Origin of the sequence: Brucella sp. JSBI001 (assembly GCF_026014005.1) — a bacterium.
Classification (GTDB): Bacteria; Pseudomonadota; Alphaproteobacteria; order Rhizobiales; family Rhizobiaceae; genus Brucella; species Brucella anthropi.
Genome location: NZ_CP110339.1, coordinates 3,625,985 through 3,641,570, shown reverse-complemented (window position 1 = coordinate 3,641,570; position 15,586 = coordinate 3,625,985). Strand labels below are relative to the sequence as shown.

Sequence of the window (15,586 nt, the reverse complement as noted above, 5' to 3'; positions counted from 1 at the left end):
TCCCCCAATTCACCGGTTGCTAAATGAAAAGGTAGTTCCATATCATTCCCGAGAAGGTTCTGGCAGATGCCGGAGGCGGGGCGGTGGGGACAATCAAAACCCTTGCAGGCGGCGACTGCTTGCCGGTGCTTCGTTTGAAGACGGCGTTGTGACGACGATGGCAATGAGGGTGTTTCATTATGGCTTTCAACCGTAAGCAATGGATATTGGCTGGAGCGATTATCGTCCTTGCCGCAAGCGGGTACTATGCTTGGAAAACGCTGAATGGCGATGGGTTGCCGGACGGTATCGCCAAGGGCAATGGACGCATCGAGGCGGTTGAAATCGATATTTCGACGAAGAGCCCGGGACGCATTCGCGAAATCCTCGCAGATGAAGGGGATTTCGTTCAGGTAAATGATATTCTTGCACGTATGGATACGGATCAGCTGGAAAGCCAGCGCAAGCAAGCTGAGGCGCAATTGCGCCGGGCAGAGATCGGTATCGAGACAGCGCGCAGTCTTGTCACGCAGCGCGAAGCCGAACACACGGCTGCAGAAGCGACGGTGGCACAGCGCGAAGCGCAACTGGATGCCGCCCAGCGCCGTCTGGCCCGCTCCCAGCAATTGACGCAATCGCGCACGGTTTCCCAGCAAGTCCTGGACGATGACCGTGCAACTGCGCAGGGTGCAGAAGCTGCTGTCGGTGCAGCCAAGGCGCAACTTGCGGCCACCGAGGCCGCCATTGGGGCTGCCAAGGCACAGGTCGTGGATGCCGAAGCATCGGTTGAAGCCGCCAAGGCGGCAATCGCGAGCATTGAAGCCGATATCAACGACGCCACTTTGAGAGCGCCGAAGCCGGGACGTGTTCAATACCGCGTTGCCCAACCGGGTGAAGTGCTTTCCGCAGGTGGGAGGGTGCTCAATCTTGTAGACGTCAGCGACGTTTACATGACTTTCTTCCTGCCGACGGGGCAAGCCGGGCGGGTGGCCATGGGGGCCGACGCCCGGATTGTTCTCGATGCCGCGCCGCAATATGTCATTCCTGCAAAGATCAGCTTTGTGGCCGATGTGGCCCAATTTACGCCGAAGACCGTAGAAACGGAGGAAGAGCGCCAGAAGCTGATGTTCCGCGTGAAGGCTAAAATCCCGCAAGAACTGCTTCAAAAATATATCCAACAGGTGAAAACCGGATTGCCGGGCATGGCCTATGTCAAGCTTGACCCCAATGCCGAATGGCCGAAGAATCTCGCGGAAACCGTGAAATGAATGGTTCTACTGTCAAAGCTGGCGCCAATGACGACAGCTTTGTCGTCCGGGCGCAAGGCGTAGGGCTGTCCTATGGGAAGACGCGTGCTCTGCGCAACGTCAACGTTGATATTCCCGTCGGCTGCATGGTCGGTCTGATCGGACCTGATGGGGTCGGGAAATCAAGCCTGTTATCGTTGGTCGCCGGAGCGCGAACGATGCAACAGGGACGCATTGAGGTTCTCGGCGGTGATATTTCGGACAAGCGTCATCTTCAGTCTGCCTATCCCCGTATCGCCTATATGCCGCAGGGACTTGGGAAGAACCTCTATCCCACGCTTTCGGTGTTCGAGAATATCGACTTTTTCGGACGGCTGTTCGGGCATAATCGAAAAGAGCGTGAGCGTCGTATCGCCGATCTTCTGGCGCGCACGGGTATGTCGGCTTTCGCCGATCGTCCGGCTGGCAAACTATCGGGCGGCATGAAGCAGAAGACCAGCCTCTGCTGTTCGCTCATCCATGATCCCGATCTACTCATACTCGATGAGCCGACGACCGGTGTCGACCCCTTATCCCGGCGCCAGTTCTGGGAGCTGATTGATGATATCCGCAAGGATCGCCCCGGAATGAGCGTCATTGTCGCGACCGCTTATATGGAAGAAGCCGAGCGTTTCGACTGGCTGGTCGCGATGAATGATGGACAGATTCTGGCGACAGGTACACCGCAGGAATTGCTGCAGCGCACCAACACTCCAAATCTTGATGCGGCCTTCATTGCGCTCCTGCCGGAGGAATTGCGGAAAGGCCATCAGGATATCGAAATTCCGCACCGCGACTTCGGTGCGGATGCTGAAATCGCGATTGAGGCAGAACACGTCACCGTTCGTTTTGGCAGCTTCACTGCGGTGAATAATGTAAGTTTTCGAATTCCGCGCGGTGAAATCTTCGGTTTTCTGGGTTCCAACGGTTGCGGCAAGACCACGACCATGAAGGTTCTGACCGGGCTGTTGCCTGCCAGCGACGGAACGGCGCGACTGTTCGGGCGAGAGGTCGATCCCAAGGATATCGATATACGCCGCCATGTCGGATATATGTCGCAAGCGTTTTCGCTTTATTCGGAGTTGACTGTTCGTCAGAATTTGGAACTCCACGCCAAATTGTTCGATATGGCGCCGGATCTGACCGAACGCCGTATCAAGGAATTGACCGAACGCTTTGATCTCATTGAGGTCATGGATTCCTTACCCGATGCCTTGCCGCTCGGTATCCGCCAGCGCCTGTCACTGGCTGTGGCTTTGATCCATTCACCTGATATTCTCATTCTCGATGAGCCGACATCGGGTGTGGACCCGGTCGCTCGTGATGCTTTCTGGCAAATCCTCGCTGATCTGTCGCGCAAGGACAATGTGACGATTTTCGTCTCTACCCATTTCATGAACGAAGCGGAGCTTTGCGACCGGATTTCGCTGATGCATGCGGGCAAGGTGCTGATCAGCGATACGCCGAAGGCGATTACCAAGAGTCGCAATGCTGAAACTCTGGAAGAAGCCTTCGTCGCATATCTGCAGGACGCTATTGGCGAGACAGAACAGTCAGCGCCATTGCCGGTAGCTATTTCAGATCAAATGGGAGAGGCAGGTGAAGCACATCCAAAGAAGGCTCCAGGCTGGTGGCCGGACCTGCGGCGAATGCTGGCGTACACACGACGTGAGGCTTTGGAACTGAAGCGTGATCCGATCCGCGCAACGCTGGCTATTCTGGGTAGCGTTATCCTGATGTTCGTTATTGGTTACGGTATTAACCTGGATGTCGAGGATTTGAAGTTTGCCGTGCTTGATCGTGACGATACGACGATCAGCCGCGATTACACGCAGCAGATTGCAGGCTCGCGATATTTTTCTGAACAGGTTCCCATAACCGATTATGACGATCTGGACCGACGAATGCGCGATGGCGAGATCAGTCTGGCTATCGAGATACCACCAAATTTCGGCGCAAATGTCATGCGCGGCCGCCCGGTGGAAGTTGCTGCCTGGATTGACGGTGCGATGCCCACTCGTGCCGAGACGATCAAAGGCTATGTTCAAGGCATGCACGCCAACTGGCTGACGCAAAAAGCCCGTGAGCTTTATGGCAATGCGGCGAATGTTGGCAGTTTCAATCTGGAGATACGCTACCGCTATAATCCGGATGTGCAAAGCCTCGTAGCTATGGTGCCGGCGGTGATTCCATTGCTGCTGCTCATGATCCCTTCGATGCTGGCGGTATTGAGCGTAGTTCGGGAAAAGGAACTGGGGTCGATCATCAATTTTTACGTGACGCCGGTGACGAAATTCGAGTTTCTGTTTGGCAAGCAGTTACCCTATATCGGGCTGGCATTTTTGAATTTCCTGATGCTGACAGCCTTTGCGGTGTTTATTTTCCAGGTGCCGTTCACAGGGAGTTTTCCGACTTATGCGCTGGCGGCGCTGCTCTATGTCACAATTGCGACCGGCATGGGGTTGGTGCTGTCCACCTTCATGAACAGCCAGATTGCAGCGATCTTCGGAACGGCACTTCTGACACTCATTCCGGCTGTGCAATATTCCGGTATCATTGACCCCGTATCGTCGCTGCAAGGTGCGGGCGCGTTCATCGGTAAAATCTATCCCGCGACTTATTTTGTGACCATTTCTCGCGGGGTTTTCTCCAAGGCACTGGGTTTTGCCGATCTGGCAGGTTCGTTTTTGCCGTTGTTGATCGCGGTGCCGGTTCTCATGGCGCTCGCTATCGTTCTTCTCAAGAAACAGGCGAGCTAAGATGCGGATATCTAACATATTCCAGCTTGGCGTGAAGGAACTGCGTGGTTTGGCTCGCGATCCGATGCTGCTGATCCTGATTGTCTATGCCTTTACGCTTGCGATCTATACGGCATCGAAAGCAATGCCCGAAACCCTCAACAATGCGGCGATAGCGATTGTCGACGAAGATCAGTCGCCGGTTTCGAGCCGGATCACGACGGCATTTTATCCGCCATATTTCGTGCCTCCGAAGCTGATTTCATCCTATGAAATGGATGTCCGGATGGATGAGGGGCTTGATACTTTCGCTCTGAATATACCGCCGAATTTCCAGCGTGATCTTCTGGCGGGTCGTTCGCCGACAATTCAGCTCAATGTCGATGCAACCCGAATGAGCCAGGCCTTTACGGGTGGCGGCTATGTGCAGTCGATTGTGTCGAGTGAGGTGGGCGAGTTTCTAAATCGCTATCGCGGTGGCGCACAAACGCCGGTTGAACTCAATCTCAGAGCGAGATTCAATCAGGATTTGAACAAGGGCTGGTTCGGCGCGATCAACAATGTGATTTCATCGGTTACGATGTTATCGATCATCCTGACGGGCGCGGCGCTCATTCGGGAACGCGAACACGGAACCATAGAACATCTATTGGTTATGCCCGTGACGCCGGTTGAAATCATGGTCAGCAAGATTTGGTCCATGGGGCTGGTCGTGCTGGTTGCCTCGGCATTTGCATTGGTTTTCGTGGTGCAGGGGCTGCTTGCCGTTCCTATCTATGGGTCGGTGTCGCTGTTTCTCGTTGGTGCAGCGCTCCAGCTTTTTGCGACGACCAGCCTTGGCATCTTTCTGGCAACTGCGGCTGGTTCGATGCCGCAGTTCGGAATGCTGCTCATGCTGGTGCTTCTGCCTTTGCAGGTGCTTTCGGGAGGGACAACACCTCGCGAAAGCATGCCTGAAATCATCCAGACAATCATGCTGGCAGCGCCGAATACGCATTTCGTCATATTGGCCCAATCGATCCTGTTTCGCGGAGCAGGGCTCGGTGTCGTCTGGCCGCAATTTCTGGCGCTGATCGTCATTGGCTCTGTGCTGTTCTACTTCGCGCTTCAGCGTTTCCGTGCGTTCCTGCGATAGGAAAATTCTTTAAAATCAGGAGGCTGAATCCATTCCTTGCCAATGTGATTCAGTTTTCTGTGCCGGATTGTGCTTTAGCGGAGTTGCGAATCCTTAACCATGTTGCTATCGCAATTCTCAGGAAACGGTTCCGCTGTTCAGGCGGATGAAAAGGGAACACGGTGAAGCCATTCTGGTTGATGCCGCGACTGCCCCCGCAACTGTAACCGGAGAGCTATCCTCCACAGCCGTGTGAACGGTAAAAGCCACTGAAAGCATTAGGTGCGATCGGGAAGGCGGAGGGGAAGCGAAGACCCGGAAGTCAGGAGACCTGCCGTATCCGGTCACCCATGCATGGATACGGGGTGTGTCCAGGCGCGGCTGTCCGTGGCGGTGACATTGTTGAAATGTTGCCGTCGGGAAGAAGGGCCTTCAGTGCCACGATCACTTCAACCTGCGGTGCGAGGAAAAGCCGGTATCGTTCTTCGGTTCGGCGGGTTGAGGGAAAAATGCATCTTTTGAAATCATCTGTTTTATTGGTATCGGCCAGCGTTCTTGCGCTGCCGTCCACGACGCTTGCTCAAAGTCTGCCGAACGGTGCTGACAGTGTCGTCCTCGATACAATCGTGGTTACGCCATTGCGCCGCGCGTCTTCGCTGCAGCGCTCGACCTCATCTGTAACGGTTATCGATTCAGCGGATATCGAACGGTCGGCTGCTCCCGATCTCCAATCGTTGCTGAAGTCCTATAGCGGTATCTCCATAAAGACGAACGGCGGGCAGGGCTCGTCGTCGGACATTTACATGCGTGGCATGTCTTCCAAGCAGACGGTTGTTCTCATCAATGGTGTGCGCACAGCGTCGGCGACAACCGGAGCAACTGCGCTTGCGAACATTCCTCTGAGTTCCATCGACCGTGTTGAAATTGCCAAGGGTTCTCATTCTGCGCAATACGGTGCCGATGCCATGGGCGGGGTGATCAATATCATCACCAAGCAAGGCGGAGCCTGCGGTGAGCGCTCGTGGTGCGGCAGTCTTTCTACCGGTGTCAGCCATCCATGGGGTGGATATGCTTCCGGGACCATACAGGGAAGAAGCAACGACGGTGTCGACTATGCCTTTGGTGCGGCCATAACCGGCACGCAAGGATATGACTTCACCACATCGGATGCCTATGGCCATGAACCAGATCGCGATGGATTCTTGCAGGGCTCGTTCAACTTTGCCCTGTCGAAGGATTTCGACTGGGGTAAAATTTATGCGGACGGTCTCCTCAGCCGAGGGCGCAATCAGTATGATGCCAAGGCACCGTCACCGAACCAGGCCGATAGTACCGCATTTACGGGCAAGATCGGAACACGCATTGATCATACGGCGGATTGGTCATCCACGCTGGAATTCAGCACCGGTATCGACAACAGCCGTAACTTCCGAAAAGACGTGAGCGGTTCGGACCGGTTTGAAACCAAGCGTTATGGCGTTTTTGCCTCGACCGAGAAGAGTTTCGACACCGGCACGGTTAACCACACCGTGACCGCCGGTGTGGAAGCCTATCGCGAGGAGATCAACACCACCGTTGCTTATGATGAAACCAGCCGCGATCTGGCTGCTGTATTTGGTCAGTATTCGCTGGAGTATGAGGCGCTGCGCTTCGATGGCGGGCTGCGTTACGACCATAATGGGCAGTTCGGCGATGTCGTGACCTACAATCTCGGTACGAGTTATGAAGTTCTGCCGGACCTTGTTTTGCGGTCATCCTATGCCACGGGTTTTCGGGCGCCGACTTTCAACGAGCTTTATTATCCGGGCTTCGCCAATCCTGATTTGCAGCCGGAAAAGTCCCGATCATATGAAATCGGCTTGAACTGGCAGGCTACGGCTTCGACAAGCCTTGATATGGCTTTCTACCAGACATGGTTGCGCGATGCGATCATGAGCACCGCACCATCCTATCTGCCTTATAATGTTGCCAGCGCGAAGGTTACGGGTTTCGAAGCCACATTGGCGCATCGTTTTGATGATCGCTGGGGCGTCAAAGGTTCTATCGACCTGAAGCAGCCAATCGATGACGATACGGATAAGGATCTTCCTTATCGCGAACGTTTCAAGGCTGCGGCTGAGGTCAATTTCACGCCGATTGAAAAGCTCGATCTGACCGCAAGGCTGATCTATGGCGGTTCGCGTTATGCAGATGCTGCAAATAGCAAGAAACTCGGAGATTATGTGACGGCTGATTTTGTGGCGCTCTATTCCATCGACAAGCAATCGCAGTTGAAGTTCTCGGTCGAGAATATTTTTGACAAGGACTATCAGACCAGCTCTGGCTATATTGCACCGGGACGCACGATCAATCTCGGATTGACCCGGAATTTCTGAGGCTGAACAGAGAATGAAAAGGGCATCCGCAAAATGGATCACCAGCTTCTGCCTCGCGGCGGGGCTGGCCCTATTCGTTCGAAATTCGGCAGACGCGGGGGACATTCCCCATCACGTCGTTTCCATTAATGTATGCACCGATCAGCTGGCATTGTTGCTGGCTAATGAGGGCCAGTTGCGATCGGTTTCTTACTTGTCGCAGGACCCGGAACTATCCGTCATGGCTGTGAAAGCCTGGGAGCTTCCGGTCAACCATGCGCAGGCAGAAGAAGTCTTTCTGATGAAACCTGATCTCGTGCTGGCGGGCACATTCTCGTCGAGAGCAACGGTTGAGCTGTTGCGCAGACTGGGTATCCGTGTGGAAGAGTTCGCGCCCGCCCGCACGTTCGGCGATATAGAAGATCATCTGCGTCGCATGGGTGAGGTGCTTGGAAGACAGGCGGAAGCCGACCGGGAAATCGACAAAATGAAAACCGCTCTGGCGGCAATCCAACCTCCGACCCGTCGCAAGACAGTCGCGCTTTATTATGCCAACAGTTACACATCCGGTCGGGGAACGCTGGTCGATGAGGCTGTGCGTCTTGCCGGACTTGATAATCTGGCCGACAAGGCGGGGGTCAGCGGTTCAGCTCTGCTGCCGCTGGAAAAGCTGGTGCTCGAGAAGCCGGATATTCTGGTGCGTAGTTCAAGAGATCGCGCGCCTGCGCTGGCTTTCGAGAATTTCGAACATCCGGCGTTGCGAGTGCTTGAAAAACAGGCGAGGGCGGTGACGATAGCGGATAATCTGACGGTTTGCGGTGGGCCATTCAGCGTCGAAGCTGTGGCAGAACTTGCGGAGGCGGCGCGTGACTGAACGGAACCGCTTCTATCTTCTGCTCGTCGGACTGGCCATGCTTGTGGCTTTGCTTTTCATCGTTTCGTTGCTGACGGGGCCTGCTGCGATCGGTATGACCGACAGCCTCAGGGCGCTTTTCGGCGATGACAGCGAGATGATCGTACTGGTCATGCGCGAAATCCGCCTGCCGCGGGCACTGCTCGCGCTCCTCATCGGCGCTTCTCTTGGTTTGTCCGGTGCTGCCTTGCAGGGTTACCTGCGCAATCCACTTGCGGAACCCGGCCTGCTTGGTGTGAGTGCATCCGCGTCATTCGGTGCTGTTATTGCTATTTATAGCGGTCTCTCGCTTCTGTTCCCGCTGGCTTTGCCGCTCCTCGCGCTTGCAGGTGCCTTTGTGTCGGTGTTTCTCGTCAAGCTTCTGGCGGGGCGCAATGCTGGTACGCTTGCGGTCATATTGGCCGGTGTCGCGGTGACCAGTCTCGCCGGTGCATTGACGGCGCTGGCGCTCAACCTGTCACCTAACCCCTTTGCTGCAATGGAGATCGTCTTCTGGATGCTCGGTTCACTGGCCGACAGATCGATGACGCATGTGGCTCTCGCCGCACCATTCATCCTTGTTGGCTGGGCGATGCTTCTGGCACTCGGGCGATCACTCGACAGTCTGACACTGGGGGCTGATGCTGCGGCAACGATGGGCGTCAATCTGGCTCGTGTGCAGCTTTTTGCCGTGCTGGGCACAGCGGCCTGCGTGGGTGCTTCCACCGCTGTTGCCGGTGCAATCGGTTTTGTGGGACTGGTGGTTCCTCATCTTCTGCGACCGCTTGTCGGTGCACGTCCGTCACGATTGCTGGTTGCCAGCGGTTTCGGCGGGGCTGCCCTATTGTTGGCTGCTGATGTGTTGGTGCGCATCGTCATGCCGGGACGTGAACTGAAACTGGGCGTCCTGACGGCAATCATTGGCGCACCATTCTTTCTGTGGCTTGTGTTCAAGTATCGGAGGCAACTCGTATGACATCGCTTTCGATAAAGAATCTTTCCGTTACGCTTGGCGGGAAGGCAGTACTCAGCGAGGCAAGTTTCGATATGCATGGTGGTGAATTCATCGGACTGATCGGACCTAACGGTGCTGGCAAGACGACATTGTTGCGCGCTATTTTGGGACTTGTGAGGTCCAGCGGGGAAATTTCGCTCGACACAGGCGATGTGCGCCACATGAGCGCTTCGACAAAAGCACAGAACCTCGCTTATCTGCCGCAGGAGCGTGATGTCGCGTGGCCGGTATCCGTGGAGATGCTTGTTTCTTTGGGACGCTCCGCCTTGAAGCCGGTTTTTGCGAGCATGAGCGCACAGGATAAAATGCTCATCGAGACCGCAATGCAGCGTATGGATGTTACCCGATTTCGGGAACGGTCGGCGATCGAGCTTTCCGGCGGAGAACGGGCACGCGTGCTGATTGCGCGCGTTCTGGCGCAGGATACGCCCGTAATACTCGCCGATGAGCCGGTGGCCGGGCTCGACCCTTCTCATCAGCTTGGATTGATGGAAAGTTTTGCCGAACTTGCAAAAGAGGGGAGGACTGTTGTCGCCTCATTGCATGAGCTGAGCCTTGCGGCACAGCATTGCACGCGCCTTATTTTGCTCGACAAGGGACGTATCGTTGCAGATGGGGAGCCAACGAAAGTTCTCACGCCACAGTTGCTGCACGACGTCTATGGTATTCGAGCGAAAATCATGACGGTGGATGGCGAGTTCATCGTCCATCCGACCTCACGTATTGGCTAGTGGATTGAATTTGACGTTTGATACCCGTCCGATATAAATTTCGTTTCAAACGTCAAATTCGAAAAATCCACTAGATTCATAAAGTTACTAGTGGTCTTTTTGATTCCGACATTTGCTCAGCGCTCATATCCGAGGGATACAAATGTCGGAATCAGACCACTAGACATTTTTCCACCGATGCTCGCGGGAAGAGGCGTAGATGGTTTCTACAGCCTTCTGGACTTCGTAACCCTCGCGGAAGTCGGCGTGATTGGTCTTCTGCCCCGCAATGGCCAACAGGAAGTCGCGAACTTCGATCGTCTTGAGATCGTTGAAGCCGATCTGGTGGCCGCCCGCTACGCAAAATGCGCCATAGGGTTCGTGTTCGGGGCCAGCAAAGATCTTGCGAAAGCCTTGTTGTCCTTTTTTGTCGGAAAAGAGAAACAGGTCGAGCTCATTGAAGCGTTCCTGTGAAAAGAAGAGGGAGCCTTTCGATCCGGAAATTTCGAAGTCGTGCTGCATCTTGCGACCGCTGGCGATCCAGCTCGCTTCGATTGTGCCCGTTGCCCCGTTTTCAAAACGCACGAAAGCGCGGCAGACATCGTCTGTTTCCACGGGTTTCATCTGCGAAAGGTTCAAACTATCTGGGCGTTCATTGATGATGGTGACGGCGTCTCCCATGACCGTTGTTATCGGCCCAACGAGATAGCGCGCGGCGGCAATGATGTGACTGCCGATATCGGCTAATGCTCCGCCCCCACCTGCCGGATAGAGCCGCCAGGTCCACGGAATGCGGGCATCGGCCATGAAATCTTCGGCATGAATACCGCGAAAACTGCGAATTTCACCTAGCTCTCCGCTGTCGATGATTTCCTTGGCCAGTTTTATCATAGGGTTTTTCAGATAGTTGAACCCAACGGCTGTCTGAACACCTCGCCGTTCTGCGGCGAGCGTCATTTCGAGGCACTCGGCAGCGGTGGGTGCAAGCGGCTTTTCGCAATAAACGTGTTTGCCCGCTTCAATGGCGGCGAGCGCCATCTCCTTGTGAAACCGGTTTGGCGTCGTGATGTCGATGAGATTGATATCCGGGTTGGTGATCAATTCCCGCCAATCTCCAGTGGCATTTGCAAATCCCAGTTGTTTTGCGGCTTTTGACGCCGTTTCAGAATTCACATCGGCCAATGTGTGAAGCTGCACATCGATAGGTAGGTCGAAAACGCGATTGACGTTAGCGAGCGCAAGGGCGTGCGTCTTGCCCATGAAGCCGGACCCGATCAAGCCCGCCACCACAACCTCAGCTCTATCAGCCATTGTCATTCCTCCAGAAACGATGGTCGAAGCGTTTGGTGCTGCGCAACTCCTTTGGGAAATAAGCATATCGTCGGCAGCTTATGCGATTGACATGAGCTACCAGAAATGGAATTATAATTCTACGAGAATTTGTTATGAATGTTTCATTCTATTGAAAAGATCCACGATCTGCATGTATTCACGGGTAAAACGCTTGGAGGAGCGCCGGAATACAGCAGGCGGAAGGTAAAGCGTTAACGCAAACCGGCGGGGAGTGCCGGACAAGGGAGGAGTGAACATGCAATCTCTATTGAAATCGGCAGTGGCCGGGGTGGCGTTGCTGGCTGCGTCTTTCGCAGCCCACGCGGCCGATATTAATATCGTTGTCGTCAGTCACGGTCAGGCATCGGATCCGTTCTGGTCTGTCGTCAAGAACGGCGTCGCCGAAGCGGCAAAGGATACGGGCGCAAAGGTCGATTATCGTGCACCGGAAACCTTTGACATGGTGCAGATGGCCCAGCTTATCGATGCGGCGATCAATCAGAAGCCGCAGGGTATTGTGGTTTCCATTCCAGATGCGGATGCGCTTGGACCATCGATCCAGCGTGCTGTAGCAGCCGGTATTCCCGTCATTTCCATGAATTCCGGTTCCGATGCCTCGAAGAAGCTTGGCGCTCTGCTGCATGTCGGTCAGGATGAGTTCGATGCCGGTAAGGTAGCAGGCGAAGCATTGAAGAATGCTGGCGGCAAGAAGGGCATTTGCGTCAACCAGGAAGTGGGTAACGTCTCGCTCGATCAGCGCTGCGCAGGCTTCAAGGAGGGCTTTGGTGATGTAACGGTTCTGCCGACATCGACCGATCCTGCTGAAAACGAAGCCAAGGTTCGCGCTGCTCTGGCATCTGATGCTGCCGTCGACACAATCCTGACGCTCAATGCGACACTTGCAGGAGAACCGGCTGTGAAAGCCGCTGCCGAAAGCGGTCGCAGCGGAATCCACGTTGCGACGTTCGACATGTCGGCTGGCTTCCTGGAAGCTGTTGAAAAGGGACAGGCGGACTTCGCCATCGACCAGCAGCAGTTCCTGCAAGGCTACCTTCCGGTCTCGTTCCTCGCGCTTAATGCAAAGTACGGTTTGATGCCGGGCGGTAATGTTCCATCGGGCCCGAACCTGATCACCAAGGACAAGGCCAAGCAGGTCGTGGAACTTTCGGCCAAGGGCATCCGGTAAGCATTGTTTCGACTATCTGATATCGAACCCGCCCATGAAAATGGGCGGGAACGGGTCTCTGTGCCCAGAATGCATCAGGAGAAGATCATGAGTGAGCCACTTCCCCATGAAAAGGCCAACACAGCGGCGCTATCGAAGGATGAGCGGCTTCAGTCGGCGAGCCCAATGCAACGGCTCCTGAGCCGACCGGAATTAGGAGCGGTATCCGGCCTGATCCTAATTACGGTCTTTTTCGTTTCAGTTGCCAATCCGGCGATGTTTACTGCTGCCGGCATCATGAACTTCATGGCTCCTGCTTCGCAGCTCGGCATTCTGGCAGTCGCCGCAGCGCTTCTTATGATCGGTGGTGAATTCGACCTGTCTATCGGCTCGATGGTAGCTTTTGCAGGCCTGATCTTTGCCGCTGCTCTGGTCGTCTGGCAGGTGCCGCTCGGTGTCGCCATCATCGTCACGCTGCTGTTCGCCGCTTTCGTGGGGATGGTGAATGCGCAGATTGTTATCCGTACTGGATTGCCATCATTTATTGTGACGCTCGCATTCCTGTTCATTTTGCGTGGTCTGTCGCTGGTCGGGCTGAAATGGGCAACAGGTGGCGCTACGCAGCTGCGTGGCGTGAAGGAAGCTGTAGCGGGCAGTTATCTGGCAGGCCTGTTTTCCGGCGATGCTTTTCAGGGACTTTTCGCCTGGATGGCTGAAAACGATCTGATTGACAAATTTCCCAATGGTGAGCCTTCGGTAAAAGGCGTGCCGGTCGAGGTTCTGTGGTTCATCGCCATCGCACTTATTGCAACCTATGTGCTGGTACGCACACGCTTTGGCAACTGGATTTTCGCGGCCGGCGGTGATGCTCTGGCTGCACGCAATTCCGGTGTTCCTGTCCGTCGCGTCAAGACAACGCTATTCATGTGCACGGCAATGGCTGCGGCATTGGTGGCTATTCTTACCGTTCTGGATGCCGGTTCAACCGATGCGCGCCGTGGCTTCCAGAAGGAGTTCGAGGCGATTATCGCTGCAGTCATTGGCGGCTGTCTGCTGACCGGCGGTTATGGTTCTGCAATTGGTGCGTTCTTCGGCGCGATCATCTTCGGCATGGTTCTGATCGGGCTGACCTATACCCAGATCGATCAGGACTGGTATTTGGTCTTCCTGGGAGGAATGCTTCTGATCGCGGTGCTCTTCAACAATTTCATTCGCAAGCGTGCGACCGGCGAGCGCTGAGAGGGAGATTTGCCATGACGACACCCATCATCGAAGTTCGCAATCTCGTTAAACATTTCGGCCCCGTCATAGCGTTGAACGGCGTCTCGCTGAGTGTCGAGCCGGGGCAGGTCCATTGCCTGCTTGGCGACAATGGTGCCGGTAAATCAACGCTGATCAAGACGCTTTCTGGCGTGCACAAGCCGACCAGCGGCGACTTTCTGGTCGAAGGAAAGCCCGTCACCTTCAACAGTCCGCGCGATGCGCTCGATCATGGGATTGCGACAGTTTATCAGGATCTTGCGATGATCCCGCTAATGTCGGTCATGCGGAATTTCTTTCTGGGACGGGAACCGACCAAGGGCATCGGCCCAATACGCTGGTTCGATACGCAGCAGGCGGAAGAAGTTACGCGTGAGGAGATGCGCAAGATCGGGATCGATGTCCGTGACCCGCAGCAGGCTGTCGGAACGCTTTCCGGCGGTGAGCGGCAGTGTGTGGCGATTGCCCGCGCCGTCTACTTCGGCGCGAAAGTGCTGATCCTCGATGAACCGACCTCCGCGCTGGGGGTCCGGCAAACGGCGATGGTTCTCAAATACATCAATCTGGTGCGCTCACGCGGGCTGGGTGTGATCTTCATTACGCACAATGTCCGTCATGCTCATGCGGTCGGTGACAAATTCACAGTTCTCAATCGCGGGATAACGCTTGGAACGCGAACGAAGAACGATGTGGACATGGACGAATTGCAAAGCCTCATGGCAGGTGGGCAGGAACTCGCCGACCTGACTGCTGAACTGGGCGGTCGGGTCTGACCGGGATTTTCGGAGCGTAGAATGAACGGACAATTCAATGGCAAAGTTGCCGTCATTACCGGAAGCACGCAAGGGCTTGGCGCAGCAACTGCGAAACTGTTTGCAGAGAGAGGCGCCAAAGGTCTCGTTATATGCGGGCGTTCGGTTGAAAAAGGGCTAGCGCAAGTCGATCAGTTAGCAAATCTCGGAGCCAAAGCGGTCTTCGTGCAGGCTGATCTTGAGAAGGTGGAAGACTGCCGCAGGATCGTTTCGGAAGCCGACCGTGTTTTTGGAAGGCTTGACGTTCTCGTAAACGCTGCTGGTTTGACGGATCGGGGCACTATTCTGGATACGAGCCCGGAATTGTTCGACCGTTTGTTTGCGGTGAATACACGAGCGCCATTCTTCCTCATTCAAGAAGCGATAGAGCTGTTCCGGCGCGACAAGATCGAGGGAACGATTGTCAATATTTCTTCGATGTCGTCCATGGGCGGCCAGCCTTTCATTGCAGCCTATTGCGCTTCCAAGGGGGCGTTGGACACACTGACCCGCAACGTAGCCTATTCGGTTTTGCGCAATCGTATTCGCATCAATAGCCTGAATATTGGCTGGATGGCATCAGACGGCGAAGACCGTATCCAACGCGAGTTTCACAATGCGCCGGAGAACTGGCTGGATGAAGCGGCTAAGAGCCAGCCTTTCGGAAGGCTGATTGAACCAGTCGAAGTTGCCCGCGCGATAGTATTTTTGGCTTCGGAAGAATCCGGCTTGATGACTGGCGCTATCGTGAATTTCGATCAATCCATTTGGGGCGCTTACGGTTCATCTCCGCATCCCGATCAGCCGCTTTGAGCGTTTGATAGTATCTGTGTGTTTGAATGAACGGGATAGTAACCGGTTCAATAGCTGAAATGGCGCGGAAGGTATTTCGTTGAAATTACCAATGATTTTTGTGTTGCCGTGTTCGAGTATTGCTTGAGAAAGCCCAA

General features: G+C 54.9%; 12 protein-coding genes and 1 riboswitch. Of the genes, 11 read left to right on the top strand and 1 reads right to left on the bottom strand.

Annotated features, from left to right (window positions below):
• Positions 1-179: 179 nt before the first annotated feature.
• The 7 genes from LJ361_RS17265 (at position 180) to LJ361_RS17235 (ending at position 10,109) form a co-directional block, all read left to right on the top strand.
• Positions 180-1,247, top strand: a complete 1,068-nt coding sequence (locus LJ361_RS17265; RefSeq protein WP_010659790.1) for an HlyD family secretion protein — start codon at positions 180-182, stop codon at positions 1,245-1,247.
• Positions 1,244-4,024 (top strand): ribosome-associated ATPase/putative transporter RbbA, encoded by a 2,781-nt coding sequence (rbbA, locus tag LJ361_RS17260; RefSeq protein ID WP_264812068.1) that lies wholly within the window; start codon positions 1,244-1,246, stop codon positions 4,022-4,024. Before LJ361_RS17265 ends, rbbA begins: the two co-directional genes overlap by 4 nt.
• Position 4,025: 1 nt before the next feature.
• On the top strand, positions 4,026-5,138 hold the full coding sequence (locus LJ361_RS17255) for an ABC transporter permease (RefSeq protein WP_010659792.1): 1,113 nt from the start codon (positions 4,026-4,028) through the stop codon (positions 5,136-5,138).
• Positions 5,139-5,246: 108 nt separating this feature from the next.
• A riboswitch (cobalamin riboswitch) is annotated at positions 5,247-5,471 on the top strand.
• Between the two features lie 155 nt (positions 5,472-5,626).
• Positions 5,627-7,492, top strand: coding sequence for a TonB-dependent receptor domain-containing protein (locus LJ361_RS17250; protein ID WP_010659793.1), 1,866 nt, complete (start codon positions 5,627-5,629; stop codon positions 7,490-7,492).
• A 13-nt stretch (positions 7,493-7,505) separates the two neighbouring features.
• Positions 7,506-8,345: an ABC transporter substrate-binding protein gene (locus tag LJ361_RS17245; RefSeq protein WP_010659794.1), complete on the top strand. Its 840-nt coding sequence runs from the start codon at positions 7,506-7,508 to the stop codon at positions 8,343-8,345.
• Positions 8,338-9,339 (top strand): FecCD family ABC transporter permease, encoded by a 1,002-nt coding sequence (locus LJ361_RS17240; RefSeq protein WP_010659795.1) that lies wholly within the window; start codon positions 8,338-8,340, stop codon positions 9,337-9,339. The genes LJ361_RS17245 and LJ361_RS17240 overlap by 8 nt, the downstream gene beginning before the upstream one ends.
• Positions 9,336-10,109 (top strand): ABC transporter ATP-binding protein, encoded by a 774-nt coding sequence (locus LJ361_RS17235; protein ID WP_010659796.1) that lies wholly within the window; start codon positions 9,336-9,338, stop codon positions 10,107-10,109. The genes LJ361_RS17240 and LJ361_RS17235 overlap by 4 nt, the downstream gene beginning before the upstream one ends.
• 159 nt (positions 10,110-10,268) lie before the next feature.
• Here the strand turns inward: LJ361_RS17235 and LJ361_RS17230 are convergent, their stop codons facing one another.
• A complete protein-coding gene (locus LJ361_RS17230; RefSeq protein WP_010659797.1) occupies positions 10,269-11,399 on the bottom strand; it encodes a Gfo/Idh/MocA family protein in 1,131 nt (376 codons plus the stop codon).
• A gap of 277 nt (positions 11,400-11,676) precedes the next feature.
• Here LJ361_RS17230 and LJ361_RS17225 point away from each other — a divergent pair, with 277 nt between their 5' ends.
• The 4 genes from LJ361_RS17225 to LJ361_RS17210 all read left to right on the top strand — a co-directional run bounded on the left by LJ361_RS17225 (position 11,677) and on the right by LJ361_RS17210 (position 15,449).
• Positions 11,677-12,606 (top strand): sugar ABC transporter substrate-binding protein, encoded by a 930-nt coding sequence (locus LJ361_RS17225; protein ID WP_012091817.1) that lies wholly within the window; start codon positions 11,677-11,679, stop codon positions 12,604-12,606.
• An 87-nt stretch (positions 12,607-12,693) separates the two neighbouring features.
• On the top strand, positions 12,694-13,824 hold the full coding sequence (locus tag LJ361_RS17220) for an ABC transporter permease (protein WP_010659799.1): 1,131 nt from the start codon (positions 12,694-12,696) through the stop codon (positions 13,822-13,824).
• A gap of 14 nt (positions 13,825-13,838) precedes the next feature.
• The gene (locus LJ361_RS17215; RefSeq protein WP_010659800.1) at positions 13,839-14,618 is read left to right on the top strand and encodes an ATP-binding cassette domain-containing protein; all 780 of its coding nucleotides are present in this window, start codon (positions 13,839-13,841) and stop codon (positions 14,616-14,618) included.
• A 21-nt stretch (positions 14,619-14,639) separates the two neighbouring features.
• The gene (locus LJ361_RS17210) at positions 14,640-15,449 is read left to right on the top strand and encodes an SDR family oxidoreductase (RefSeq protein ID WP_010659801.1); all 810 of its coding nucleotides are present in this window, start codon (positions 14,640-14,642) and stop codon (positions 15,447-15,449) included.
• Positions 15,450-15,586: the final 137 nt, after the last annotated feature.